Source organism: Cohaesibacter celericrescens (assembly GCF_002866925.1).
In the GTDB taxonomy this organism is placed as follows: domain Bacteria; phylum Pseudomonadota; class Alphaproteobacteria; order Rhizobiales; family Cohaesibacteraceae; genus Cohaesibacter; species Cohaesibacter celericrescens.
In genome coordinates, this window is sequence record NZ_PKUQ01000017.1 from 21,395 (window position 1) to 47,327 (window position 25,933).

The 25,933-nt window shown below is 46.3% G+C and carries 20 protein-coding genes and 1 pseudogene; 7 read left to right on the forward strand and 14 right to left on the reverse strand.

Annotated elements, in window-relative coordinates; all coding sequences use genetic code 11:
* Positions 1-155: 155 nt before the first annotated feature.
* Genes C0081_RS10495 through C0081_RS10535 form a run of 9 tightly spaced genes read right to left on the reverse strand, consistent with a single transcriptional unit; the run spans position 156 to position 8,892 of the window.
* Positions 156-1,094, reverse strand: coding sequence for an NAD-dependent epimerase/dehydratase family protein (locus C0081_RS10495; protein WP_101533784.1), 939 nt, complete (start codon positions 1,092-1,094; stop codon positions 156-158).
* The gene (locus C0081_RS10500; RefSeq protein WP_101533785.1) at positions 1,091-1,684 is read right to left on the reverse strand and encodes a D-sedoheptulose-7-phosphate isomerase; all 594 of its coding nucleotides are present in this window, start codon (positions 1,682-1,684) and stop codon (positions 1,091-1,093) included. Before C0081_RS10500 ends, C0081_RS10495 begins: the two co-directional genes overlap by 4 nt.
* A 1-nt stretch (position 1,685) precedes the next feature.
* The gene (locus C0081_RS10505) at positions 1,686-2,405 is read right to left on the reverse strand and encodes a sugar phosphate nucleotidyltransferase (protein WP_101533786.1); all 720 of its coding nucleotides are present in this window, start codon (positions 2,403-2,405) and stop codon (positions 1,686-1,688) included.
* Positions 2,406-2,426: 21 nt separating this feature from the next.
* Positions 2,427-3,581 (reverse strand): DegT/DnrJ/EryC1/StrS family aminotransferase, encoded by a 1,155-nt coding sequence (locus tag C0081_RS10510; protein ID WP_245417920.1) that lies wholly within the window; start codon positions 3,579-3,581, stop codon positions 2,427-2,429.
* 54 nt (positions 3,582-3,635) lie between these two features.
* Entirely contained in the window at positions 3,636-4,601 is a 966-nt protein-coding gene (locus tag C0081_RS10515) for a transketolase family protein (RefSeq protein WP_101533788.1), read from the reverse strand.
* On the reverse strand, positions 4,598-5,410 hold the full coding sequence (locus C0081_RS10520; RefSeq protein ID WP_101533789.1) for a transketolase: 813 nt from the start codon (positions 5,408-5,410) through the stop codon (positions 4,598-4,600). Before C0081_RS10520 ends, C0081_RS10515 begins: the two co-directional genes overlap by 4 nt.
* Before the next feature lies 1 nt (position 5,411).
* Positions 5,412-6,365 (reverse strand): GDP-L-fucose synthase family protein, encoded by a 954-nt coding sequence (locus tag C0081_RS10525; RefSeq protein WP_180966834.1) that lies wholly within the window; start codon positions 6,363-6,365, stop codon positions 5,412-5,414.
* 1 nt (position 6,366) lies between these two features.
* Positions 6,367-7,362 carry a GHMP family kinase ATP-binding protein gene (locus C0081_RS10530; RefSeq protein ID WP_101533790.1) on the reverse strand — a complete coding sequence of 332 codons (996 nt, stop codon included), beginning with the start codon at positions 7,360-7,362 and terminating at the stop codon, positions 6,367-6,369.
* A gap of 6 nt (positions 7,363-7,368) precedes the next feature.
* Entirely contained in the window at positions 7,369-8,892 is a 1,524-nt protein-coding gene (locus C0081_RS10535; RefSeq protein ID WP_101533791.1) for a B12-binding domain-containing radical SAM protein, read from the reverse strand.
* A gap of 477 nt (positions 8,893-9,369) precedes the next feature.
* Between C0081_RS10535 and C0081_RS10540 the strand changes: the two genes are divergently transcribed.
* The 4 genes from C0081_RS10540 to C0081_RS10555 all read left to right on the forward strand — a co-directional run bounded on the left by C0081_RS10540 (position 9,370) and on the right by C0081_RS10555 (position 14,320).
* Positions 9,370-11,343 (forward strand): glycosyltransferase, encoded by a 1,974-nt coding sequence (locus C0081_RS10540; RefSeq protein WP_101533792.1) that lies wholly within the window; start codon positions 9,370-9,372, stop codon positions 11,341-11,343.
* A 139-nt stretch (positions 11,344-11,482) separates the two neighbouring features.
* The gene (locus C0081_RS10545; protein WP_101533793.1) at positions 11,483-12,457 is read left to right on the forward strand and encodes a hypothetical protein; all 975 of its coding nucleotides are present in this window, start codon (positions 11,483-11,485) and stop codon (positions 12,455-12,457) included.
* Between the two features lie 224 nt (positions 12,458-12,681).
* Positions 12,682-13,554 carry a glycosyltransferase gene (locus tag C0081_RS10550; RefSeq protein WP_101533794.1) on the forward strand — a complete coding sequence of 291 codons (873 nt, stop codon included), beginning with the start codon at positions 12,682-12,684 and terminating at the stop codon, positions 13,552-13,554.
* Positions 13,555-13,768: 214 nt separating this feature from the next.
* Complete coding sequence (locus C0081_RS10555; protein WP_101533795.1) at positions 13,769-14,320, forward strand: D-glycero-alpha-D-manno-heptose-1,7-bisphosphate 7-phosphatase; 552 nt, start codon at positions 13,769-13,771, stop codon at positions 14,318-14,320.
* A gap of 373 nt (positions 14,321-14,693) precedes the next feature.
* On the opposite strand, the gene C0081_RS10560 is transcribed toward C0081_RS10555, so the two are convergent.
* The 4 genes from C0081_RS10560 to C0081_RS10580 form a co-directional block, all read right to left on the reverse strand.
* Positions 14,694-16,052, reverse strand: coding sequence for an ABC transporter ATP-binding protein (locus C0081_RS10560; RefSeq protein WP_101533796.1), 1,359 nt, complete (start codon positions 16,050-16,052; stop codon positions 14,694-14,696).
* Entirely contained in the window at positions 16,042-16,782 is a 741-nt protein-coding gene (locus C0081_RS10565) for an ABC transporter permease (RefSeq protein WP_180966835.1), read from the reverse strand. Before C0081_RS10565 ends, C0081_RS10560 begins: the two co-directional genes overlap by 11 nt.
* 560 nt (positions 16,783-17,342) lie before the next feature.
* Positions 17,343-18,593, reverse strand: a complete 1,251-nt coding sequence (locus C0081_RS10575; protein WP_146006441.1) for an O-antigen ligase family protein — start codon at positions 18,591-18,593, stop codon at positions 17,343-17,345.
* Between the two features lie 97 nt (positions 18,594-18,690).
* Positions 18,691-19,881 carry a hybrid nucleoside-diphosphate sugar epimerase/sugar transferase gene (locus C0081_RS10580; RefSeq protein ID WP_101533800.1) on the reverse strand — a complete coding sequence of 397 codons (1,191 nt, stop codon included), beginning with the start codon at positions 19,879-19,881 and terminating at the stop codon, positions 18,691-18,693.
* 1,255 nt (positions 19,882-21,136) lie between these two features.
* Between C0081_RS10580 and C0081_RS10590 the strand changes: the two genes are divergently transcribed.
* The 3 genes from C0081_RS10590 to C0081_RS10600 are packed head-to-tail and all read left to right on the forward strand — an operon-like array spanning position 21,137 to position 24,587.
* A complete protein-coding gene (locus tag C0081_RS10590) occupies positions 21,137-21,772 on the forward strand; it encodes a TVP38/TMEM64 family protein (RefSeq protein ID WP_180966836.1) in 636 nt (211 codons plus the stop codon).
* An 8-nt stretch (positions 21,773-21,780) separates the two neighbouring features.
* Positions 21,781-22,491, forward strand: a complete 711-nt coding sequence (locus C0081_RS10595; protein ID WP_180966837.1) for a glycosyltransferase family 2 protein — start codon at positions 21,781-21,783, stop codon at positions 22,489-22,491.
* A complete protein-coding gene (locus C0081_RS10600; RefSeq protein ID WP_101533803.1) occupies positions 22,491-24,587 on the forward strand; it encodes a discoidin domain-containing protein in 2,097 nt (698 codons plus the stop codon). The genes C0081_RS10595 and C0081_RS10600 overlap by 1 nt, the downstream gene beginning before the upstream one ends.
* A gap of 274 nt (positions 24,588-24,861) precedes the next feature.
* On the opposite strand, the pseudogene C0081_RS10605 reads toward C0081_RS10600, so the two are convergent.
* Positions 24,862-25,086, reverse strand: a pseudogene (locus tag C0081_RS10605) (IS256 family transposase); the annotation flags it as partial.
* Between the last annotated feature and the right edge of the window lie 847 nt (positions 25,087-25,933).

Sequence of the window (25,933 nt, forward strand, 5' to 3'; positions counted from 1 at the left end):
TTCATGGTGCAGAACCAGAAGGTTTAAATGCACCACTAAAAGCATGGCTGCATAAACCGAGTGGGCAACCCTCCACTTTATCAGCGCAAGGCCCGCGGATTGTCGAAAAGAGCGAACATGGTCCCCAATTTCTACCGTCGCGGGCCACATTCTTGTCAGATGTTGCCGTAGCGGGTGTTGCGTAGCATGGTATAACCTTTGATTAGCTCCCTAACACCAGAATCAAGCGAATTATCGGTTTTAAAGCCGGTAGCCTCAATTTTGTCGTTGGAGACAATGTAGTTGCGCTGGTCTGGATCTTTACCAAGAGCCGCCTCAACAAAAGTGAAGTTGGGAAGTTGCTTCTGAATGGTTTCGCAAAGCTCTTTCTTTGAGATATTTGCGTCGGAAAGGCCGACGTTATAAATCTGCCCCTTCATTTTATCGTGGTTGGCCAAACCATGGCGAAAAGCCTTTGAAACGTCGCGCACGTGAATGTAATTGCGCTTGAAGTGGCTCTCAAACAACACGACGGCGCCGTCTTTGACGGCACGGTAGGTAAAGTCGTTTACGAGAAGATCAACGCGCATCCGCGGCGACATGCCAAATACAGTTGCCAAGCGAAAGCTGATCGCATTTGGATGTTGCATCAGTTCCTTTTCGACAGCAACCTTTTCAATCGCGTAGTTGGAAATTGGCCGAAGTGGAGAATCTTCCGTACAGAAATTATTTTTGTCGCCAGAGCCGTAAGCACTGTTTGTTGTCGGCATCAGGATCTTCTGTTCCTTGGAAACCAGGTTCATCATCATCATGATTGCATCGTGGTTGATTGTCTTGGCACCAACCGGATCTCTGGAACACAGGGGGGCGCCAACGAGCGCAGCCAGAGGGATAATCACATCTGCTTTTTTGATAAGCGGCGCAATGTGTTCCTCGATACGAACATCACCGTTCACAACCGAAAAGTTTGGTTGATTGCAGACGTGATTGAGGCTCGCTTGTCCAAACGTGAAATTATCAAGCACCGTTACCTTGTGACCGTCTGCCAACAGATCGGGCACCATCGTTGAACCAAGATAGCCAGCGCCACCGGTAACAAGTATGTTGTAGCTCATTTACTCTCTCCAAAAATGACACTCTCCACGCAACCGCACAGCGTGTGCGCAAGAACAATATGAATTTCCTGTATGGTTCCGGTCGTACTGCCAGGTGCGATGATGCAATAGTCAGCAAGATCTTTGGCTTGGCCACCATCGTTGCCGCAAAAAACAATAGACGTGATACCGAGGCTTTTGCAGGTCTCAAGACCCTTGAGTATGTTAGGGGACTGACCTGACGTACTGATGCCTAAAAAGATATCGCCCGACCTCATTTTTCCCTCAATCTGACGGGAAAAGAGATTGTCAAAGCCGTAATCGTTGCCAATAGCGGTCAGGACGGAACTGTCAACCGTCAAGGCTTCCGCTGGCAGGGCAGCACGATCACGAGCCAGTTTGCTGACAAACTCAGTCGCGAGGTGCTGGGCATCTGCGGCGGAGCCACCATTGCCTGCGATATAAAGACGCCCACCTTGTTTGTAGCACTCAACCACGGCATTAGCTGCACAAGCGAATAGTTTCATCTGTTTGTCGGACGCAAGCATCTGCTGTTTCGCAGCAATTGAAGCTTTAAGATTCTTTTTCAAAAGCAATTCTGCACCATACATCTTAGGTATCTCCAGTTTGCTCAAACATGATATTGGACGCACAGGCAAAGTCCCGAGGCACGCCGATATCGACGAATTTTCCGTGGCTTTGCAGTCCGAAAAAGGGAATCTCAGCTTTGAAAAGTTCAGGAAGAATGTCCTCCTCGAACGAAATATTATTACCGGCGGCATGGAAGACTTGTTTTATGACCAACGGATCAATCAAATAGACACCGCCATTGGCCAACTGTCCTACCTCGGCTTTTCCAGAGCGGAATTCGGTGATACGACCTTCAGCAGTCATTCTTACTCCACCGAAGCGATCCGGCTCATTTGCACGAAAGAGCGCAAAAGTGACGCCTGCGTCGCTTTGAGAATGGAGCTCCAAAAGCTGCCCTAAATCGACATCAAAATAGGTGTCACCATTCAACAATAGAAAGGGTTCGTCACTGTCCAGCTTTTCTATGGCAAGCAGAAGCCCCCCGCCAGTACCCAGCGGGGTGTTCTCGACTGCGTAACTAATCGGCAGTCCGAGATAACTGTCGCCAAAATAGTCGATAACCATTTCACCAAGATATCCAATGGATAACACAAAGCCATCAATACCAGCGCGCTTCCAATGCATCATCTGATGCGCAAGGAACGGCTTCCCATTAATTGGCGCCATTGGTTTGGGGACGTCAGAGACGACCTGTCTCAACCGCGTCCCCAACCCCCCAGCAAGGATAATCGCTCGTGTCATATTGCTGACACCCCTTAATTGTCAGGCTGCGTTGATAATCGAGCAAATCTCTTTGATCTCATCAGAAGACAGATCCGGGAAATTACCTATATACATACCATAGAAATGAACGTGATCGGTCAGAGGACAGCTGTCATAGACGTCAGCTGGAAGAAGCGACTTCAAATAAGGCTGGCGGAGCTGGTTGCCGCCACCTGCGCTTCCACGTCGAAATTCCACACCAGCTTCATTTAGTCTTGAGGTTAGCGAGGCCATTAGATCTGGATCGGGATGTTTCAAAATGAGGTTGAAGGCATAATTGCTCGATCCCTCAATTTCAAAGTCGGTTTGGTAGCGATGGGAATCGATCAACTCTAAGAAAAGAGCTTGGTTTTTAGTGCGCTGGGCGACATGGTCGTCGAGACGCTTCAGTTGCCGGCGCCCCAGAATACCGCCGATTTCCGTGTTTCGCATATTGTAGGCGGGATAGGCGAATATAAACTGGGGATTCAGGTCGGGATGCGCGGCAAGATAGGCATCTTTTAGAGTTTCATTCGTGCTCTCGCGTATCATACCGTGTGAACGCAACATGCGCAGGTTTTGACAGATCTCTGAATCGTTGGTGCAAACCATGCCACCTTCGATCGTGGTCATGTGGTGAGCGTAGTAGAAGGAAAAGTTGGACATTACGCCAATGCTTCCCAACTTGGCGTTTTTGTGCCGTGCTCCGTGAGATTCACATACATCCTCGATTAGTGGAATCCCGCGCTTTTTGAGTTCGACAATCAACTTGTCGCTCAGTCCGTTGAAACCTTGAACATGTGTCAAGAAAACCGCCCGGGTCTTGTCGGTGATTTTTTCGAGAATTTTATCGGTATCCATCGCAAGCGTACGCGGATTGATATCAGCAAAGACAGGTGTGAACCCGGTTTGCAGCACCGAGGCGATATCCGAAACCCAAGCCAACGGAGGAACAATGATCTCACCGCCGTCGGGATATTCGAACTTGAGAATAGTCATCGACATCAAGTTTGCCGAGGAACCGGAATTGACAAATACCGAGTATTTAACCCCGAGCCATTCGCTCCACTCTTCTTCGAAAGCACGTACATTTGCGCCATTGGTGAGGATTGGATCATCCTGCTTGAGATATTCGATGACAGCATCGAGGTCTTCGCGCAGGATATTGTTGCGCATCAAGGGAAATTTTTTCATTTTGGTTCTCGTATAAAACTAAAAGTCGGCTGATACTTACAGACAAGCAACAAAGTTTTTGACCTCATCAAAAACGGCTTTCTCTCCAATGCCGACCTGCTCATGTAATTCGCTCCTGCTACCAAGTTCGAAGCGGTATCCTCCTTCGACCCCAATGTTCAGATGCTTGATGTCGATGTCATTGCGCGCGGCCAATTCAAAGAACAGAGCATCCACGCCACCCCGTCCGCGGAAACCCTCTTCTATTGTTACCAGGCCTTTGTAAGTGCTGATCAGTGCTTGCATTTGAGCCTGATCGAATCCGGTTATGTCAAAAAGATCAATGATGGTCACCTGAATGCCGCTTTCCGCCAACCGGTCCGCAACCTTCATGGCCGTGTGGGACATGTATCCAGTCGAAATGATGCAAACCTTGCTGCCGGTCCGCAGAATTTTAAAACCCGTCTCTAGATTTGGCGCCCCTATATCTTGAGAATATATCACAGGCAGAACTTGCGCGTCTAAACGGAGATATTTCGGGCCGACATTGGCGGTGCAGAGATCGAACATAGCGCTCGCCGTGATGTGGTCGGCAGGCGACAAAACGCGGAAGTTCGGCAGAGCTCGCATCAATGTGATGTCCTCATAGCATTGATGCGTTGGTCCCGAAACCACATAGCTGTAACCTGCGCCGACTCCAATAAGGTTGATGTTCATAGGGCGCACTTCGGAAAGCAAAGCGAGACTTACGCGAAGCTGCTCGAAACAGCGCATGGTAATAAACGGTGCAATTGCATAGGCAAAGACCTTGAACCCTTCCAGCGCGAGTCCTGCTGAAACATTGATTAGGTTCTGTTCTGCGATGCCAACATTGACAAAACGGTCGGGGAAATCCACACGGATTTTGTCCAGTACCGGCGAGCCAAAGTCCGCACACGTGAAATAAATATTCTCGTCTGAGGACATCGCCCGCCAAATCCGCGTCAGCAGCGCGTCACGCATTGCAATGGGTTTTTCGGTCACATTAAGCTTTCAAGAAGGTTGTCGATGACTTCAGGTTTCGGATTGATGATATGGGACAATGGTTGGTTCTCCAAACCGGGAACACCGTGACCTTTCAGTGTGTTGGCAATCATCACTTTCGGCTTGCCATCGCGTGTTGCCTTCATACTGTGAAGGGTCGCGCAAACATCACTGATATTGTGGCCATCCACCTCATAGGTACTCCAGCCAAAACTGCCAAGACGCTCCGAAAAGCAACCATGCGAAACGATGTCGTCGGTATAGCCCAGCATTGCAATATGATTGTTGTCTATGATCAGGTTGAGGTTATCAAGCCCGTGCTGAGCAGCAAACATAATGGCTTCCCAACAGGCTCCTTCATGCAATTCACCATCGCCGCAAACGACGAACACCTGCTGGTCGGCACGCCTTGTTTTCAGGCCAAGTGCCATTCCTGCCGAAACCCCTAATCCATGCCCCAACGAACCGTTCACGGTTTCATAGCCTGGGATCACAGGATCGGGGATGCCCCCTAAAATACCACCTGCCATACAGACTTTTTCCAGTTCATCTTTCGGAAAAAAGCCAAGATCGGCCAAGATAGGATACATGCAAATGGAGCCATGTCCCTTGCTGATGATGCACCGATCACGCTCTGGAGAAAGTGGATTAATCGCATCAAAACGCAACACGTCATCATAATAGAGTGCGACGAAAATTTCGATCGGCGAGAGCGATGAGGCAATGCGGGTCTCTGGCGCACGGAGGTGAACGGCAAGTGTCTCTCGCCATACCCAATGCGCTTTATCACGCAAAAAGTTCGTTTTCATCTTATTCCTCTCGCCCAGGGCCTTGGCTCATAAACCAGTCGTAAGTGTCTGCCAGCCCCGCTTCGAAATCAACACTCGGAGCCCAACCGGTCGTCCGCAAACGCTCGGAATCAAGCAGCTTGCGCGGTGCTCCGTCAGGCTTGGAGTTGTCCCACTCCAACGCCCCGTCATAGCCAACAGTCTGAGCGATTGCCTCTGCCACTTCGCGGATCGAGTAGTCGGTTCCGCTACCAATATTGACAGGAAGCTCAATCGCCTGGCCAGTCATAGAAAGCAGGTGAAGGACCGCCTTGGCAATGTCTTGTGAATGGATAAATTCACGCCTTGGCGTGCCTGTTCCCCATACCGTGACGCTTTGTGAGCCGCTCTCTTTGGCTTTATGAAAACGAGACATCAATGCTGAAAGAACATGGCCAGCATCCGCATTAAAATTGTCGTTTGGCCCATAGGCGCTATTGGGGATGACCGGAATGAACCGCTGACTGCCATATTGCTTATTGTAAGCAAGGCATAATTGCACGCCTGCAAGTTTTGATATTGCATAAGGCAAACTGGTTGGCTCTGGAGGCCCTGTTAAAAGTGCTGTTTCCGGCATCGGTTGCGGACATTCGCGTGGATACATGCAAGAAGACCCAAATAATACAAGGCGCTCTACGCCAACATGGTGTGCAGCCTTGAGCACATTGAGCTGGATCGACAGGTTTGTATCAATGAATGTGGCCGGGGTGGCCTGATTTTGCTGAATACCCCCTACCTTGCCGGCAGATAGGATCACGAAGTCCGGTTTTTCCGCTTCAAAAAATTGATCAACAGCGGGCCCATCCGTCAGCTCAAGCTCACCATGAGAGCGTTTGATAAGATTGCGGTATCCGTCTTTTGCCAAAACTCGATCAAAGGCAGAACCGATAAGTCCCGTATGGCCCGCGATATAGATGCGACTATTCTTGCTCAGCATCTCAAAATCCGTTCGGTTGGTAGAGAACGACGCTGGAGCCGCTATTCTCAAACTTGAACGGCACTTGCACCAGATTGCGAAGCGCTTCACGGACCTTCGGCTGTTCTTCGGGACGGGCAAACATCAGTAAAAACCCACCGCCGCCAGCACCAAGAATTTTTCCCCCGAGAGCACCAGCTTTTATGGCCGTGGCATAAAGCTCATCAATTGCAGCGTTGGAAACACGGTCGGACAGACGGCGCTTGTAATGCCAACTATGATTTAAAAGCGTGCCAAACTCATCAAGGCTTGTACTGCAGTTGCCCAGGATAGAGAGCCCCTCGTCAACCATCGCATGCATTGTCTCTAGTTCGGTTTGACGGCTGGACAGGTTGTCGATCTGAGTTTTCGCAATTTCCGATGCAATCCTGGTAAATCCCGTAAAGAACAACATCATGTGGCTCTCCAGTGCAGCCTGGCGTTCCTTGTTCATGATTACCGGATCAACCGAAAAATCTCCTGAAGAGGGGAAACTAATCTTATTGAAACCGCCAAAAGCCGCGCTCACCTGATCTTGTGAGCCGACATTTTCTTTTATCACATCCTGCTCGACGTGAATGGCATCGATAGCCAGATCTCTCTTGGACACATACTCGCCACGCAGAGCCTTGATCGCATGGATCAGACCGACAGTGAAAGATGAACTTGAGCCAATGCCTGAGCGTGCAGGCAAGTCGCCATCGTGATGGATCTCCAACCCTTCGACGACGTCCATCCAGTGCATGACATTGCGCACGGAAGGATGTTGAATCTCCTCAATTTCTTTTACATTCTCAATGTTAGAATACACAATTCGGTGCTTGTGCTCAAAGAACGGAGGAAGCAGCCGGCAGGTGATGTAACAATATTTGTCAATCGACGTGGCAAGGACTGCACCGCCGTGCTTGTTGTACCATCCTGGATAGTCTGTTCCTCCACCGAAAAAGGAAATTCTAAATGGCGTTTTTGTAATAATCATGAGCCATTAATCTCCAAGAAGCTTACGTTTGAGTCTAATTTTGGTCATATCCTCAACGTTGGAGCGCTCAACCGCACCAAAACGCTTCTCAACCAGATCCAGATAGGCAGGATTAGTAAAATAGCTTTGCCAAGCTTCATCGCGGAATTTTAGGACCTCTGCTGCGCTCAGATGGTTTGTCTGCATGGGTTCACTCTCATAGGAAAGGAACGCGAATCCTTCATAGCTTGAGGGAAGCGCCCACCCCTTCTGCTTGACAGTGTTGTAGAGCGGGCTACCCGGGAGCGCCTGACAAGGATACATGTTGGCCATTTCCGTGTTCAACTCAAGCGCAAGATCCAGCGTCTGCTGCATGGTGTCGAGATTGTCTTCCGGGAAGCCAAAAATATAGTTTGAAATGATGTTTATATCAGAATTCGTGATCGTCTTGCAGACCTCGCGAATGTTGACTTCCTTGAAGGTTCCTTTGGAGACTTCCTGACGAACGAGCTGGTTACCGGCCTCAATACCAAGAGCAAGCCAGTTCACACCGGCCTTCTTAAAGGTCTCCAGCGCTGAGGGGCGAACCGTGTCAATGCGAGAGTAGGTCCACATGTTGAACCCGTATTCCTCCTCAATGCAATTCTCCAGAATCGGCAGATAATATTTTCGATTGAGGAAGAACATCTCATCGCTGATACGGAGTGTCTCAACACCCATATCCGCCAACTTGCGCATTTCGCGCGCTACCCACTCGGGGCTCCAAAAACGCATTCCACGCGAATGGGATGCATCGATTTTGTCATCACTATCTACACGATTCACGATATTGATCATGCAAAAGTTACAGGCGAACTGACAGCCGAGCGACGTGTATATTGCCGCAAATGGTGTTCTTTTAGCGTGATCAAACCCGGCATGCCAAAAATGTGCACGGTAGAGATCAAGCGGTTTCTCCTTATATGGCAAGAGATCCCAAGCGTATCCCGGCAAATCGATGTCCATATGTGACTGAGGAACCACGCGTTCAGGTGCATTTAGAATCAGTGACGTTTCTAGGCCGCTGACTTCCTTGTATCCAATACCCCTGATGGATTTGACATCATCCTTCAGATTCGAGGCTAACAGATTGTGCAGCGCATAAACGCCTTCGTTCAGAAGGATCAAATCCGCGCAGTCATAGGAGAGAACCTCTTTGGGCAACGCACTCGTATGCGAGCCAACAAAACAAACGGGTGCGGATAATCCAGCCTCTTTGATAGCACGCGCCAACTGAATGGCACCAATCATGCTGGTTGTACCGGAATTTGGATTCTGCCCGTATAGAACCATGACGATCAAACGTGGGCGAGCTTCCTCTATCCGTTTCACCGATTGCTCAAGCGATAGACGTTCCGCATCGCAATCCAAAATCCCGACAGCATAACCTTTGCTGCGGCAGGATTCAGCAAGCAGCAATGACCAGGTCGGCGGCTCAATGGCCGAAAAGGTTTTAGCAAGATCTTGATAGGCTTTGGCCGACGAATCCGGATTTATGAAGAACGCATCCATCGAATCACCTCTCCAGTTTTTTCTACAATTTACATTTTCGGCTCCATTGTCCACTCGATTAAAAAAATATAGGGACCCATGAAAAGGGCAAAAAAACAATACTTTACTTAAGGTTGCATTTAACAGCCATCTGGTGTGCCCTCTCTTGAATTACCCGTTTTTTTTCGAGTTGCGGAAAAGCAGTAAGGGCTGGACCAGTCGGTCAAGATAGCTGGTTAGGACGCGTTATCCAACAAGGTTCGGTGCTCTGGGGTTTGCTTCCGACGCCTCCGCTTGCGAATAGACGGAACAATGAAGACGGCTAACTTGACGAAAGTTGTCCACGCGCGTGCGGTTGTGATGAGACACAAATTATTTCTAAGCAAATTACAAAGTTTGGATCAATATACGTTGATGGGTAACTTCAACTGTTTTAAAGATCCGGATAGCATCTAGTTTTTTGTAGAGGGAGCGCAACCTCTATTTTTTGGGGCAGAAATGGTTTTTGGTACAGCTAAAAAAAATGGAGGGGTATTGAAGGTAGCCGCCCCCTGGAGCCTTAGTCACTATATCCCTCTAAATGGATTTCATCCGCTATATAGGGCATTATTTGACCATGCCCCAGCGGAGGTGGATATTCAGGCTTGGGATAATGTCCAGCTTCAGCGTTTTCTGGAGCTGAATAAAGATAAAAGAGAGAAGATAGCGTGCGATGTGAAACGTCTTGAAAAGGCGGCTAACTCGGCCCCTCCCGGTTTCATACCCAAAACCTATTATGAATTTTTCACTCCAAGCAACATTTTGTTAACAGAGGCTCTTGAAGGAGAAATAGAGTTTCATCATACGGCGCCATTCCCTTCAATGAAAAGGCCTTTCGTATTTCATTGTGAGGCTTTCGCACCCGTATTTTTTCCTTTTACGCAACAGGGTGACGGGAAATATCGACAGCAAGCTGCCTTGAAAGCGCACTATCAGTCAATTTTCTCCAATCCGATGTGTTTGGCAATATTCTCCCATATTCCGGAAACGCTTGAAAGCTTTAGACTGTTTTTTAATAGTCCTTCTATTGACGAAAAACTCTTCTCTTCTAAAGCAGGCTTAAGCAATAAGTCTTTTGACAAAGAGGTCTACCCAGAGTTTTCGGAAGGAAATGTGCCTCGCTTCCTCTTCATCAACTCTGCCAGTCAAAGTCCTAATAATTTTTTCAAACGTGGTGGTCATATCGCCCTTCGTTTTTGGAAGGAATATTTGGAATCAGGGCGTAGAGGACAGCTGATACTACAATGCGGCCGTCCGTCTGATTTGAGTTTAAAAGAAAATGGCGTGGACCCGCAGTTTGTTGCTTCCGAAATGGGAAAGAGTATTTTATGGACTCAGAAATATCTGTCCAACCATGAATTAAACGCCTTGATGCAGAGCTCGCAATTTTTCTTGTTGCCCAGTGCCTCCTTACATTCGGCTTCAATCTTGCACGCAATGCATTGTGCCGCGATTCCCGTAGTAACTGATACGCTGGGGACATCCGTATATGTTAACGACGGAGAAACCGGGATCGTTCTCAAGGGAATGCATAAGGCTATCTGGTCTAGAGATAGTGATACGGGCATTTTTCTCGACAACTATAAGATGGCCAAGTCTGTCGATGACTCGCTCGTTTCTCAGTTGCTGACGCGTGTGTGTGGTCTTCTCGATCAGCCTGATACGATTACCCCGTTGAGGCGTAGAATTCTCAGCGAGGCAAAAACCAGGTTTTCCGGCAAAGCGTTTAGCGATCATTTTTGGCAGTCTGTTCAAAATATTACTGAAAGCACGGCCATTGATGTTCCGACATTGAAGAAGAGGCAATTTGTTTTTAAGAACGGAACTTTGGACAAGGCTGACTGGGCCAGAGTCTTTGAAAGCGTTCCCCAACCCGTAAAACGTATTTATTCCGGCGACGACGTGATTTTTGAGTTGGGTGGCACATTTCTGCATGCCCATGGGAATTCCGAAATAAGTTTGAATGATTGGTCCGTTTTGGAACATTATTTAAACCCGTCCGCACCCAAATTAAAAATTGAATATGATCTATTGGCCTTGGTAGATATGCTCTTTCCTTCCGATAAGTATGGGCCTGAGCCTGGCAAGCCGTCTATCGTGAAATGGGTGTCACGAAAACTCATGCGAAACCCGAAATTGCATGGTCTTGTCAGGCGCTTTTTCAGATATTTGAAGGCGATCATTTTGTTGGCCATTCGATTTAGTAAATACTGGGCAGGTTACAAACTGGGATTTGGCGTCAAGGAAGATTCGGAACTGGTTGCGGAGGGGATTGAAGGATTCAATATAGTAAGATATTTCCATCTATTTATAGCAATTCCAGTAAGTGAAGGTGAATTCGATGTTTATCGCCTCAATAATAATGAATACATGAGAATTTATAAGCACTTTCGATATAGTAAGCTGATCACACGCATCATAAATGACAAGTAAAATTGAAAATTATAGAAATAAAAATACAAAATCACTCCAACCTTAATGATTTACGCCATGCATTGAAATATTGGCACCACCTAGAAGGTGCATTAGAAACGGGAAGTGCTAGTCATCGACACCAAATGGGAGACAAAGCGTGTGCGGCCAACCTAAAGAAATTGCTCAGAAGCCAAAAATAAATTTGTGGGTTTATAACCACCTCTATTTCGGCATCAGCGATCAGGTGGATTACATCGTGGCTGCATTCAAGCAGAATGGGTACGAAATAACAGTCAGTCAGTCACCTAACGATGATGCGTTAAACGTTGTTATTGAAAACTTTTCTGCAGACACGCGTGAAATATTAGTGGAATATTGCACGAGGACTAAAAAACGCGTCGCTGTTGTCATGACCGAGCACGTAGACTTAAAAAACGGCAAGGTATTTATTCATGGTCAACCATTATGGAGCGACAATGATTATATGCATCCAAAGACGCAGGTAGATCGACTTAAATACCTCTTCAGCTGTCAATCTTACATTAGATGTCTCTTCGTTTTAGGCGATCTTCCAGAACTACTCAATATGTCTGAGATGTTAGTTGGAATAGAAGTTCTATCAATACCTTTTCCAAGAATAAAAAAGGCAAACAACACATCGACCAATCCAATGTGCGACTTTGCGTTTACTGGTTTCAAAACAAAATTTAGAGAAGGTTTGCTGTCGATAATTTCTGCAAACGATTTATCAATCAAATATCCGTCGACGTTACTCGCTCCCGAGAAGAGGGACGCGATCAATATCAGCGCAAAGTTGGTGCTAAACCTCCCTCAAAGAAAAGAGTGGCAGTGGTTGTCCTCAATGCGAATATTGGCTGCATTGCGCTGCGGACGTGCAACGGTTTCACTGGACACCTTTGATACTTGTGAAATGGCGAAATGCACTTACCAACTTGGCATCGACAATGAAGACTGGATGCTCGAGCTAAAATCCTATTCAGAGGATTGGCGCGGAATGTATGATCGCGCATATGATAATTACGTTGATATGGCCGAGACATTTGAGCGCGAGCACCCTTTTCCGCATGACATGATCGATTTTTGGGCGATTACAGATCATTTGTCGATTTGAACGTCGGTGTAATTCTGACGTGTTGAAGTGTTTTTGAGGAATTGTCTCAGGCACAGCTAAATGCCACCTCTTTATTGTTTGTCGTGTTTACGATATACAGCCCTTCAATCGGGAATGCTTCAGGAAGCACCTCAAGTCTTTCTTTTTAAAGCGCCCAAGCCTGCTTCAGTAAATCGAGTGATCTCTTTCTTCGGCTGTGTTTTTTGATGATGGTGTCAATCTGAATGATCAAACAGATTTCTCTTCTGCTACCTACGCGCGGTCGACGGACGCTTGTTTATCGTTTTCTCAATAGTGTCTTGGAAACGGCAGCTGAACCTAGCAAAATTGAAGTCATTATTTGTTCTGACGATGACGATGATGATAGCCGTGACATAAAATTTCCAAGTTTGAACTTAATTCAGGTTGTTGTCCCTCGGCAAAATATGGGGGCATATAATGCGATCTGCCTGGAACGGGCGAGCGGTGAGATTTCTATCGCGGTGAATGATGATATGATCTTCAGGACCAAAGGTTGGGATGATATCGTGCGCGAAATCGACGGGCGCTTTCCGGATGGAATATATCTAGCCTACGGCAACGATCTTTTTAAAGGCAGAAAGCTCTGCACGTTTCCAATTATGTCGCGCAAAATGACCGATCTGATGCTTGAGGTCTATCCTCGGGCCTATAAAGGAGCTTTTATCGATGTCCATCTCATGGACATTTTCAAACGACTTGAGAAGAAGGGGATACAGCGCTTCATCTACATTGAAAATATAGTGATGGAGCATGTCCATTACCGCGTAAATACGAGCGTATTAGACAAAACATATACCGAACGAGCCCGATTTGACGATGATTATACGTTTGCCGAACTCATCTCACTACGGGAAGCTGAAGCCGAGCGACTGGTCTATGCTATTAAATTTCCTGAAAGACCTCTGCACCCGCATAGTTTTTCACCCGTGAGCCTCCATCGGCGCGGCATATTTTTCCCTATTCGCGCATATGTCAGATTATTTCTTCTGGACGCTAACCTGCCCCTGTCCTGGCGCTGTTATCTGTGTGTTTGGATGATTTTACGGTTCTATTATGCTGGATTCAAGAAGGCATAGCCAAGATGACGATTGAAACAGATGACCGACTGGGGAGAAGGGGTCTAGTCACTGATGGCGCTCAGCGGTGTTCTGTGGGCTTTGGTCTTGCTGAGGATCAATAACCATCCATCACATTAATGACCCAGTCTATACCCGACAGCTCCTTCCTGCAGCTTATGAGACAATTTCGAAGCAAGGTGCTTGATATTTTAGGAATGGACAAATTCACGCTATGAAAAGACCGGCATTGTTTTTAGATCGAGACGGCGTAATCAATGAGGATCTTCGTTATGTGCACAAAATTGAGGATTTTCATTTCGTAGAAGGGATATTTGGCCTTTGCCGCCGAGCGATGTCCGCTGGCATGCCAATCATCATCGTGACAAACCAGGCTGGCATCGGGCGTGGATACTATTCTGAAGAGCAGTTTCATTCTTTGTCGGAATGGATGATCGCGTATTTTGCAAGCGAAGAGGTTACCATTGACGGTATCTATTTTTGCCCTTTTCATCCGGTGCATGGAATTGGTCGTTACAAGGTGAATTCCGAGGATCGAAAGCCAAGACCAGGTATGATTTATCGTGCAAGCAAAGAGCATGCCCTTGATCTAGGATCATCGGTGCTTGTGGGAGACAAAGCATCGGATATCGAAGCCGCTTATAACGCAGGTATCGGGACTTCTGTTCTGTTTTCTAAACAACCGAAAACTGTTAATCCCGCGCCCGATATACTCGTACATAGTTTGATAGATCTAACCGAGCTACTTTTCCCTTTCACAGGGTAATTGCTTGACGTTCTACCTGCCGGGTGACAAAGGGGGCCTCAAACACTGCACAATTGGATGCTGCGCTTTACTGGGCAGTACCCTGGAGGGTCTGGTTGATATCAACGTGCCGGGAGCAAAGAACAAGCTTAGCAATTGGCAGTCTCGGGTCAGGGCTAGGTCCACGGCCTCTTGATTGATCATCGCTTGCCATTTCCATATCGCGACTTTCCTTCAATCGATTTTATGATAGGAAACTGTTTTTGCGCCGTCTTGTCTCCATCTAGGCCTCAAGCAGCACTGTGGCTGTGACTTTGTCCGAATACCCGCGTCTCTTGGTCATTTGCGTCATTTTTGTATCCCACTGTGGTCGAGCGAGGCCTCAGCAAGCTGTCTACTTGACACTAAATTTCGGGGAAAGATCGACTAATCCATTAAAACTTTTTTTCTTTGCGTTTGATGCCACCTGCACCATCATCACAGATCGTCGAACGTCAGCGGCAAGACCACCTTCAGACCCATCGACAGCAGTGACGCCCAAATCCAAGAAATACTCACCGGCTTGGAGCGGTACATCAAATTCAATAACCACTACTTTGGTCTCTCCAGCTTTTCCCAGTGGCATGGGCTGCCTACACATGAAGGAGTTGGTCGCGTATATTTCAATTCCGGACAAATTTTTGATTGCAAATCCATACATGGGATTTATCTGCTGATGAAATGCTACCTTGAGGTGCAATCTCGCAGGTTTTCCGGGTTGAAGCTGTACCGCATTAAGCTCGCCAGAAACTTCCACGACACAATCGATAATCTCCGCCGCCAAATTTCCGTAGCGTGCTTCATCCTTGCAGTATGACCCGCGCTGCTCAATCCTTTTATCTATTTCAGTAAATTTCTCTAAGTTGGATTTTTCTTTCTTCTCCAAAGATTTGAAAGCGGTGCCTATATCGCGAGTTGGTCTGTCCTCTAGAGGAAGTTCGTCTGTGTCTGAGAACAACATCTCGATATATTTATCGACGACGTCTCGTGATGGACCATCCATCAACATGCTACCTTTATCGATCAGGATTGCTCGATCGCAGTGGGCGGTAATTTGGCCCACATCATGGGTTACTAGCAAAATTGTTTTGCCTGCAGCTCTGAACGATTCAATTTTTTTATAACACTTATGCTGGAATTTGGCGTCACCAACGCTCAGCGCTTCATCCACCACCAAGATTTCTGGATCAATACTAATTGCAGCAGCAAAGGCAACTCGTACGAACATGCCTGAAGAATATGCTTTTACAGGCTGGTCGAAAAAAGCGCCAACGTCGGCGAATGCTTCAATCTCAGGCAACCGGGCTTTCATTTCATCGGCCTCAAAGCCCATTATGGCGCCACTGAGCAACACATTCTCGCGACCAGTGAATTCAGGATTAAAACCAGCTCCCAACTCCAAGAGTGCGGATATGCGACCTGATGTATGAATTGCTCCATGGGTCGGCCGCATAACACCGCAGATTATCTGCAGCAAAGTCGACTTTCCGCTGCCATTTCGTCCAAGTATCCCGACTATTTCACCCTTACGAACATCAAGGCTAATGTCGTTCAGAGCCCAAAACTCACGATGATAGTTTTTACGAAACGGATGAAGCGCTTCCTTTATTCTATCATTTGGATTGTCAAAGAGGCGAAATTTTTTCGAGACCTGTTGGGCCGAGATCACTATATTTTCTAAAGTGATTGGATCCGGCATTTTGCTAGATGACATCAGCAAACTCTGTTTTTAGGCGATTGAAAACAAACACTCCGGTAGCAAAGAGAACAGTTGTTACACCCCAAAAATAGGCAGTCTGCCATAAGTCCGGCCATATAACTTCGTCATATATAAGAGACTGTCGGTATCCGGTTACGAGATAGTAGATGGGATTGTAGTCAAGCACCCAATGATAACGCTCGGGAATGATCTGCTCGGGCCAGACAATCGGCGTAACCCAGAACCAAATATTCAGGACGACCCCAAGGGCCTGAGAAATATCGCGAAAGAACGGCTCCAGCGCGGACAATAGCCAGCCCAGCCCAAGCATGAATACAACCATGCCAAAATAATAGTATAGGACGAGTATTCGCTCGATATGAAACGGAATTTTGAAAAAAATCATCACCAAAACGAGAATGGACAGAAATATCAAATGCGACATAGTTCCTGAAACGACTTTGATAACCGCAAATATTTCGGAAGGGAAAATAGTTTTTTTGATAAAATGGGCGTTACTGGTAATGGAGGAAACAATTGAAATCAAATTATCACTAAAAAGCGTCCATACAACCTGTCCAGCGACAAACCACAGTATGAACGGTGTTTTTTCAGGGCTTTGAACGCGAAAGCCGATGGCGAAAACAAAATAAAATACAGTAACCAGAGCAAGTGGCTGGATGATTGCCCAAATGATGCCACCAAACGTACCGACATGACGCGTTTTAAAATCTCGGATGGCCATTGCTCCGATCAACCGCCGACTTTTCACTATCTGTTTAACAAGAGGCAACAAGCAACCCGAATTAAATCGGCCTCCCATGTGGGGTTTGAACAAGACGAAGCCTTTCCTTAAACTGGTCTCAGTGTAAAAATATCAATTGGGACCAAATTGCTCGAAGAAAACCCTTGTAACCGCTTTCTTCGAAAGCTTCAAAGGTCATATCAAAAAAATAAACCCTTCAGGTTCAACAATCAAAAAAACAGAACCAAGTGTGATTCAAAATTGGAGTGACTTTGCCTCATTTGGTTGTTGATATTATGCAGCAAGCTTAGCGGTGAAACAGGCGCCTTGTTCGTGAGATTCCTGTTTGATGATTTCTCGTGAGCCTGTCGCAAAGATCTTAATAAATGGAACGCCTGCGCCTTTGAGCGTCCGATACTTCTGATTTTCTGCATATGGAAAGATCAAAAAGCGCCTGCAGTATTGCGTTGCGGCCGGAGATCGGCACTTCGTCATTCTTAGCTTCATCTATAGCGGCTAGATACACCTCCTCAACTCACATTTCGAATTTCAGTCGCAGCTCATGCCGTGGGATGGTTTGAATTACCTCGCGATGTGTTCTTTTTGGAAACGAATGATAGGGCCCAAGCTATGGCAAACCAGGTGAAGAAATTCCTGTGCTGCCCGAAGGCATGAGAATAGGTGGAAATGGGCCAGAGCACTGTTATTACGAGGCAAAGTGCGGCCTTTGTGGGCAGCGGAAGAGTGCGCCAATGCGCGCCTTTCACAATTTCATAAATTAGTGCGGCTACCATTAGAAGAAACAGAAACAGCCCAACTCCACCAGTTTCAGCGGCTATCTGTATGTAAAGTTGGTGCGGGTGTGGAAAACAAACACCACCACCAATGGAGAGCAATTCGGCGGTTTCTTCACAATAGAACATATGATTCTTTGCACCAATTCCAAGAAACGGATTGAGTTCTGCTGCGGCAAGCCCTCTCATCCATGGGGTATAGTAATCGCTACTCGGCATCCACGGGAGGCGAGTCGTGAGAGAATGCTGAAAGCGTTGAGCCGTTTCCGGAGCAAACCATATAATCAATAGAAGAACTAAAAGACCCAGTAGAAACGCCCAAGCTGATAACTTGACGCTCATCCGGCAGGCTACGAGAAACAGCGCAATGCCTAACAAAAATGACAGGGTAATATAAATTTCACCGGTCAATGTTGCAGAAAACACAAGAATGGCAACGAGGGGCAATGCCCATAAAGCCGCTGTCGCACTTTCTAGCATTTTGCTCAACGCCCAGTAAGCCACCGGAAGCCCAAACCCAGCAACCAGCCAACCCGCTTTGGGGGATTGATCCTGGCTCCAGACACCATACAGCCGTTCAACACCAGGGTTGTTGATTTTCTCAAAAACAAGCACGATAGCTAGGACAAGAAGACATGTGACAAGTGACGCAAGTAGAATGTGCCGCATTCTAAACTGCAACCCAAGTAGGATCGGCAGAGCAATTGCGAAAAGGGGAAATCGTATCCATGGCAAAGACACTTTGATTGAGCTTTCCGGCCATTGCGATAGAAGCGACGTGATCACCAACCAAATCCAGAAAACTATCGCAAGCTGGAACCATCTTGTTTGTAGCCATTGCCATTGATGTGTTGCTGCTGAATGGGCAATAAAAATGACGATAGTACCAACGAGCCAAATATCAGAGGCAGCGTTACCCAAAACAGTAAACACTGCAATCAAAAGCATCCACGCCGCAAGCGCGTACAGTAAAAATCTTGGACTAAAAATCTTATTTGACGCTGAAAGCCCGCTCACTATCTGCCGCCTAGATTGTAGGATAATTTTCGAACGACTATCATCTAGTCAGTATGTTTTCAACCGGAATAGAACCGGTTTTGGAGCCAAGGAAAAATCACTTGAACGCAGTTTTGAGCAAGATTTTGCAATCCAACAATAATGTGCGCCGGTTGATATAGTCACGATCCATCGCCGCTAAGCGCTTAGGTTCGCTCATATCAACCTTGTTTACCTGTGCATAGCCAGTCAAGCCAGGCAGAACACTCAGCACACCCAATTTATTTCGATAATACAATAATTTATCTTGCATTGGCAAGCAAGGTCGGGGGCCAATCAACGTCATCTCTCTCCTCAGAATATTCCAGATCTGAGGTAACTCATCGATTTTTGTTTCTCTCAAAAACTGTCCAAATTTATTCGCGACATATGGCGGCAACTCATGAGTAGGCATATCATAAGTCCCAACCCGCATGGATCGAAATTTATGACACATGAAGAGCTTTCCATCTTTGCCGACCCTTTGTTGCGAGAAAATTATGGGGCCAGGACTATCCAATTTGATCAACAAAAACAGAATGGGAAACAACCACGCAAAGCAAAGCACGGCAAACACGAACGCATAATCAATCAGCCAGCGGATCAGGGCGTAGAAAGGATTGTCTTTTTGTTGACTGGTTAAAACGACGGGCCCCTCATTCACTGGCAGCGTTCCTGCGAGAGCCAGATCAACAGTTTGCAGCACCTCGTCAAGCGAGACCACTGGTCTGAATGCAGCAAGTATCTGAAATGCCCGCTTGGAAACAGCATTAGGCATCCGGTTCAAAAGCGTCAGCTTTCCGCGATAGGTGAACGTATGAATATAAGCTGGCCGCAGGATTGTCAGTCGCCAATTAGGCACGCGCTGCGAAAGATTCAGCAAGAGGTTTTCCGCTTGCCACTTTGTTTTTGAATAAAAAGATGAACCATCTTCGTCTGCTAAAATGGACGAGAAATATATTTGCTGCGGCACATTGGCTTGGACAAGATTATCACAAAAATCACTCAATAGTTCGACATTTGCGCCTTGGAATTCCGCCAGCGATCCGCCAGCGTCTTTGTTGCGCGTTGCCAAATGCACACACGCTTCATACTCGCCTAGTAACTCCGGCGACAGATCTGTATAGCTGCAGCTGAGTTGATCAGGAAACAGGTTTCTTAGTCGTGCGGCATCGCGCCCAACCAGCAACAATTGATGTCCCTCCTCTGCCAAAAATTGTGTCAGAGAGGTTCCTATCAATCCCGAGGCACCCGTTATAATGATCTTCATCGTATTTTCCCGCAACGTTTCAATGCCACCTACACGGCAAATGCGTGCTTCTTTGCTTGCCTTTCATACAGGAACCAATTTCATTTATCGAACTGCAACACATGATTACGAACGTCCATTCACAGTCTTCCGTGCAACTTGTCTGCACAGACACAATTCTAGGATCGAATTGTTCGAAAATCAAAACTGCTGGTCTTTTACATATCCCTAACATCGGGTCGACCGCAGTAGGGACATACCGCCGAACGTGACCGCACCTGAATTTGTACATTTCCTCCTGCAATTTGGATTGAATCTGCTCAAAGGTCGTCTGGTGCGAGGCTCGTGCGCTGAAATAGATGATGCAAAGCTAATCCTCCGTTGAATCAGCTGCAGAAACGCCTCAAAGATTCTGGTACTTAAGCAATTGAATGGGCTAGCCGACCCTTTCGATCAACAGTTTTGGAATCTGAATGATATCCAGTGATCGCTATCTTGTCACACCTAGACGCCTGCGGCTGTTAGGCGAGCTATTCGAACATCCCTCAATCGCGACCAGAGACATAGAGTTAGTGCTTGTTACAAACGAGAACCGCAAGCGGCGCCCCCCCTATTCTGCCTTTGAGCACAAATGGCAGATTGATATTGAACGACTGGAGATGATTGAGTGTATGATTTCCGGAATTGATGTTTAGATCAACGGCAAGAGCCAAACTCCGCATGGGCGCTTCTTCATGCTTGGATTTGCGGTCCGTGGCCAATCCTAGATCATCATAGATCAGGGCTTCGGTGCCTGGAAACTGTCGATGCACAGTTACGATATAACGGGCAGGATCTCGCCTCTCGGCGAGAGTGGCTTCTACAGCAGCTAAATTTCAAGCTGACACGTAACGCCGCTCTCGCTGAGTGGCGCGGTATTTCTGTGGCATAAAAGACAATGATAATGGCTGTCGCGAGCCAATTCAAATTTGACTGACAGGCCCCTTCCAAAGCTTTTTGAATATGAATTGGTTCTTAGCTCTTGCCGTTATACGTTAGAAGTTGCTAAATTGAGTTAGGCACCAGAATAAAAATCGACCTCACTTTGCGATCATCTATAATGTGCCGATTGTGTAGCATAAATACCGATGGTCATATCAGTACCGCCCGGTAAGACGAGCCGGAAATCGTATTTTCCGCGACCTCGGGTTGAGGCTCAGAGTGCATGGCGTATCTCATAAAATCCCTGAAAAATAAAAAAGGCCTTCGGCGATATATAGGACCCAAGCGCGCAGTTTTGTTCATTCTCCTTGTCATATTTGTAGTCTGGGCTTGGTATAATTACCGAAGCGGCGGGCTTAGCCCGTCAATAATTGAACAATATCGGACCCAACATCCAATTGCTGCCGTTCTATTGTTTACGTTAGTCTATGCCGTCTCGGTCGTTGCTGCATTGCCCTCGCTTCCCCTAAATCTAGCCGCAGGCTTCTTCTGGGGTGGCTTCGTAGGCGGTATATACTCCACCATTGGTGTAACATTCGGTGGTTGGATCTCTTTTTTTGTGGCACGGCGGCTAATGGGCCAACCCATGGGGGAACGTTTCCAAAACAGATGGGCAGGCAGGGTACAAGAGGAATTTGAACGCAATGGCTGGAAATTTGTAGCCTTTGCCCGTGTTAACCCCATCATTCCCACAGGACCTCTGAACTACTTACTGGGTCTTACCTCATTGTCCAATCTTGGCTTTCTCTGGCCAACTTTTGTTTTCCTTTTACCTCCCTCCATAGCAGTTGCCTATATCGGTGACACTCTACAAACCTTCACAGCAAACCAAGATGATGTGAGCGAAATTATTCGCGGGATTCTCATCGTATCGGCTGCGGTAACTTTTCTGGCACTCGTGAGATTGTTTACCAAAATTTCTAAAAGATAGGAAAGCAAATGAAAACGACACTCCTGGTAATGACGCTCAATGAGATAAACGGGATGAAAGCTATCATGCCACAGATCGACCGGTCTTGGATTGATCAGATTATTGTAGTTGATGGTGGATCAACCGATGGTACCGTAGAGTGGGCGCACGAAAATGGTTACGAGGTATACATCCAACAAAAAAGAGGCTTTCGTCATGCCTATACAGAGGTATGGCCGTTCATCCAAGGAGATGTTGTCATCACCTTCAGCCCTGATGGTAATTCCGTACCCGAGTTAATTCCTGAGCTGATTGCCAAGATGAAGGAAGGTTACGATATGGTGATTGCCTCTCGTTATTTGGGCGATGCCAAGAGCGAGGATGACGATTTCGTGACCGCTTTCGGCAACTGGCTTTTCACCCATACGGTCAACTTTTTGCACGGTGGACACTATACCGATGTTATGGTCATCTATCGCGCCTATCGAAAAGCAATGGCTCAGGAACTAGGCCTCAATCGTGAGGACGCTCACGCGTTACCAGAAAAGCTATTCAGAACCAAGATCAGTTGGGAACCGCTTCTCTCTGTTCGTGCAGCAAAAGCAAAACTGATGATTGCCGAAATTCCTGGCGACGAACCGCCACGCATCGGCGGCGAGAGAAAACTCCAAGTGTTGCAGTGGGGCGCAGCCTATTACTTTCAGTTCATCCGCGAGTTGTGGTTCTGGAGGCGCGGTTAATGTTTGGGATGAGAGAATTTTCTTATCAATGGAAAAACCAAGATACATCTTCAAAATTTCTAATCATCACTTCATTACTTCTTGTTATTTTTGCCTACCTACCAACCCTTCAATTTGACTATGTTGCACAAGATCAGTGGCGAGCCTTTCGCTATTCAACAGATGCGCAATCTTCTATTGATCGTCTAAAGCAGTGCTCTTCAATGATCCGAGGGTTTTATATTCAAACTGGAAGACCACTGGTTTGGCCAACAGAGTGTTTAGAGCATGCGTTTGTTGAACAGATTTCGGACTTTAGGCTTCTGAGGGCTCTGTCTTTAGCTGTTATCGTTTTTACAGTTGCTTATTTTGCTTTGATACTAGTGAAATTTACAGACAATCTGGTCTCAGCTTTTGTTGTTTCTGCAGTCTTTGTAACATCCCCAGCATACTCATTCATGTATCTACAGGGTTGGCCTGCATTAATGGTATTACTATCTATTGTTTTATCCGGAGCTTCATATAAATATTTATCGGAAATAGATTCTTGGGTTCTTGGAAATTACAAAACCTATATTAAGTCGGCAATACTGTTCTTGTCTGCATGCATGATATATCCTGCTTTCGCATTTATCGTTCTTCCATTATTGTTAATAAATTTTGCTACGAATATTAAACTAACCATCCTCAAACGAATAATTGAATTGGTATTTTCTTTATTTTTTTACGCCTTAATTTCATTTATATACTACGGCATTACAAAGATAGTGATTTTTATACTATTTTTGACTAAAGGTGATTTACCAGACCTCGGGAACTACAAATTCACCGCCCAATTATCGCTTGGTTCTATAATTGACAGAATTGAAGAAATTACACTTTATTTCTATACAATGTCGCCCTTTAACTCCCCCTCCATTCACGGAATGACACTTATAATTGTTGCCACTTTCATTTTATCAGTCATTATTTCTTATTTTTCACAAAATTCATTTAAAAATTATTTTGTCATTACTATTCATACTGCGACTTTATTCATTACCATTTATTTGGTTTTGTTAGCATCGACATCTCCATGGCTTTTCAGCAAAATGGATCACTTAGCAACACGCCACGTTATTTCTTTCTATCTATTCTTTAGTTTTTCTATTGTTTATTTAATGAGTAAATTAATTTTATTATTACCAATAAAATCGTCACATAGAGTATTTTTTCTACCGGTATTGTTTATTTTATTTCCCATCACTTTAACTCAGAACAGTAATTCATTTCTTGAAGTAGTAACGACACGTTCAGAAATCGAGGCTCTAAGGCTTGGGGTAAATCGATGGATTGAAGAAAAAGGGTGGTCGAAGAATCGATTCATTCTAGTCGTGCGCCCAGAAATGCATAGACCCATTGGCGTAGCTAGTTTGATCAATAATGAAAAGTTTAGTACTGAAAATGCAGTGCTAGCTTCCTCTCACAATCCAGTTTCGATACCATGGATGCTGAATGCAGTATTCCGTGAGACTACCAATATCCCAAACTTCAATTTAGTTGATTGCGGCTTCGATACGGCATTGTGTGTCGGCTCTGCCCTAGTTAGACCCAATAATGTTGTTTTGGCTTATACAGACGGTCACGAGACTATAAATGCCCCTATTCAACCCTATGTGATGAATTTGTCCAAGCTAACAAGCAAACCAAAGAACCCGACTATCACGATAGCCAAAACACCGACCATCTCCGCGACATCAACGCTAAACAACTATGGGCCAGAGGGCCTTTTAGCGCAGAAATCTCCTGGCTGGCATGCAGAAAAAAACCCTAAATATCCTCAGTTGTTGAGTATCGATCTGAGTGAAGTGAAATCGTTTAGTACAATTTCCTTTCTTCCCCAAGCCCCAACATTAACAGCAAGATCTGCCAAGAGCATTCACGTCAAAGTTAGTAAAAATGGTAAGTCATGGATCGATATGGGGAATACAGATGACATTTGTCTGGCAAATGCACCGGGTGGATGGCACACATTAAAGCTACCAAATCAAGTTGCAGCGAGGTTTCTGGAGATTGAAATTCTGTCCAATTGCGGTGATCCTGAGTACTTAACACTTCGTGGTCTCAAGATTGAGTAGTCGAAGACGTCCTGTCTGGCATCAGACTTTGATTAATATCACCGGTGCCAAATGAGTTCCTGTTTGAGCAAATTGAAAAATCTTTCAGCAATAGCATTGGGAATATTGATGTGCCCACCCAAGTCAGTGAAATTCTAGTTCGGTTCATTTTCCCTTATTTTTTAAGTGGGTGGGACAAGACAATGACATGGCATATTCTCAAGCTGTGTTGAAGCGGATATTTCCCCTACAGTTTGGCCATCAGACCGTTGTCCCATGGGGAAGGAAAGCAACTTGGACCTATACCGGTCTGAACAGCCCGTTCGGGATGATGGCCATTACGAACAACTCCTGCCAGTCCATCTGGTGTCTTTTGATCCCTAAATTCGTTCAGAAAAGACACCAGTTCTGCCTCGATAGCGGTTTGAAGAAGCTGTCGTGCACCTTTGCGCAGCAGATCTGTCAAAGGGTCAATAACGGCATCTCGACCGTTGAACTCGACGATGGTATTCTCTTCCATGGTGGTGCGTCCTCTTCGGTTGGAGGATACGCCTCGCAACGACAATCCAACCAGATGCACCGCCAACTTTCAAATCCACCAAACACCAGATTCACTTATAACTCTCAGGGCACGGCAAAGACGCCAATGATAAACCTACGCGTGACAAGGATGCGGGCTGGAACGTAAAGGCTCACAGTCGTGATAATATAAAGTCTACTTATGGCTATTTTGTCCATACCGGTGTTGATGAATATGGCTTCATCTACCGCCAAACTGTTGCCCAAGGCAATGTAGATGACAGTACTGAGCGGGATACCCTGCTGCTGGGTGATGAGGCTGCGCTGTACGCAGACGCGGCCTATTCTTCCCAAAGCAGCCCGTGAAAAAATTGGAACAGTGTGGTATCGACGATCACGTGGAACGCAAGGGCTATCGAAGTCACCCTTTGTCCAAGGCAGATTTGGTCCGCAACAAAGAGATTGCCGTAACCTGTTCGGCCAGGCAGCCATCGGCCACAACATAGCGAAGGGGGCGAAGTTCATGGTGCTCGACGACCTACCAGATCCTGAACCCAACGGATAAGTGCGACCACAATCAAAAAATGGCGCCTGAAACCTACCAATACAGTCGCTTAGCAGCGAAACCGTACGACAGTTTTGAAAAAGTTCACCCAAATAGCGGCCCAACAGCGCGTTATGGTGAGGGCTCTTTAAGTAAACAAACGAACTATAAATCGGGGATATTTTAGGGGGAGCACGTTACGGGTAACCAAACCGCTGAAAGATTAATTCAACGATATGAATTTTGTTAGCTCTGCTAAAGCTAAAAGACCGTTTTAAATGCAAAGCCGCCACAGCATATGCAC

Bases quoted from the DNA above. Each gene is read 5' to 3' on its own strand.
- C0081_RS10550 (WP_101533794.1), top strand. From the start codon at position 12,682: ATGATCAAACAGATTTCTCTTCTGCTACCTACGCGCGGTCGACGGACG.
- C0081_RS10505 (WP_101533786.1), bottom strand. From the start codon at position 2,405: ATGACACGAGCGATTATCCTTGCTGGGGGGTTGGGGACGCGGTTGAGA.
- C0081_RS10540 (WP_101533792.1), top strand. From the start codon at position 9,370: ATGGTTTTTGGTACAGCTAAAAAAAATGGAGGGGTATTGAAGGTAGCC.
- C0081_RS10560 (WP_101533796.1), bottom strand. From the start codon at position 16,052: ATGTCATCTAGCAAAATGCCGGATCCAATCACTTTAGAAAATATAGTG.
- C0081_RS10580 (WP_101533800.1), bottom strand. From the start codon at position 19,881: ATGAAGATCATTATAACGGGTGCCTCGGGATTGATAGGAACCTCTCTG.
- C0081_RS10510 (WP_245417920.1), bottom strand. From the start codon at position 3,581: ATGCGCAACAATATCCTGCGCGAAGACCTCGATGCTGTCATCGAATAT.
- C0081_RS10555 (WP_101533795.1), top strand. From the start codon at position 13,769: ATGAAAAGACCGGCATTGTTTTTAGATCGAGACGGCGTAATCAATGAG.
- C0081_RS10535 (WP_101533791.1), bottom strand. From the start codon at position 8,892: ATGGATGCGTTCTTCATAAATCCGGATTCGTCGGCCAAAGCCTATCAA.
- C0081_RS10530 (WP_101533790.1), bottom strand. From the start codon at position 7,362: ATGATTATTACAAAAACGCCATTTAGAATTTCCTTTTTCGGTGGAGGA.
- C0081_RS10495 (WP_101533784.1), bottom strand. From the start codon at position 1,094: ATGAGCTACAACATACTTGTTACCGGTGGCGCTGGCTATCTTGGTTCA.
- C0081_RS10600 (WP_101533803.1), top strand. From the start codon at position 22,491: ATGTTTGGGATGAGAGAATTTTCTTATCAATGGAAAAACCAAGATACA.
- C0081_RS10500 (WP_101533785.1), bottom strand. From the start codon at position 1,684: ATGTATGGTGCAGAATTGCTTTTGAAAAAGAATCTTAAAGCTTCAATT.
- C0081_RS10520 (WP_101533789.1), bottom strand. From the start codon at position 5,410: ATGAAAACGAACTTTTTGCGTGATAAAGCGCATTGGGTATGGCGAGAG.
- C0081_RS10565 (WP_180966835.1), bottom strand. From the start codon at position 16,782: ATGGCCATCCGAGATTTTAAAACGCGTCATGTCGGTACGTTTGGTGGC.
- C0081_RS10595 (WP_180966837.1), top strand. From the start codon at position 21,781: ATGAAAACGACACTCCTGGTAATGACGCTCAATGAGATAAACGGGATG.
- C0081_RS10525 (WP_180966834.1), bottom strand. From the start codon at position 6,365: ATGCTGAGCAAGAATAGTCGCATCTATATCGCGGGCCATACGGGACTT.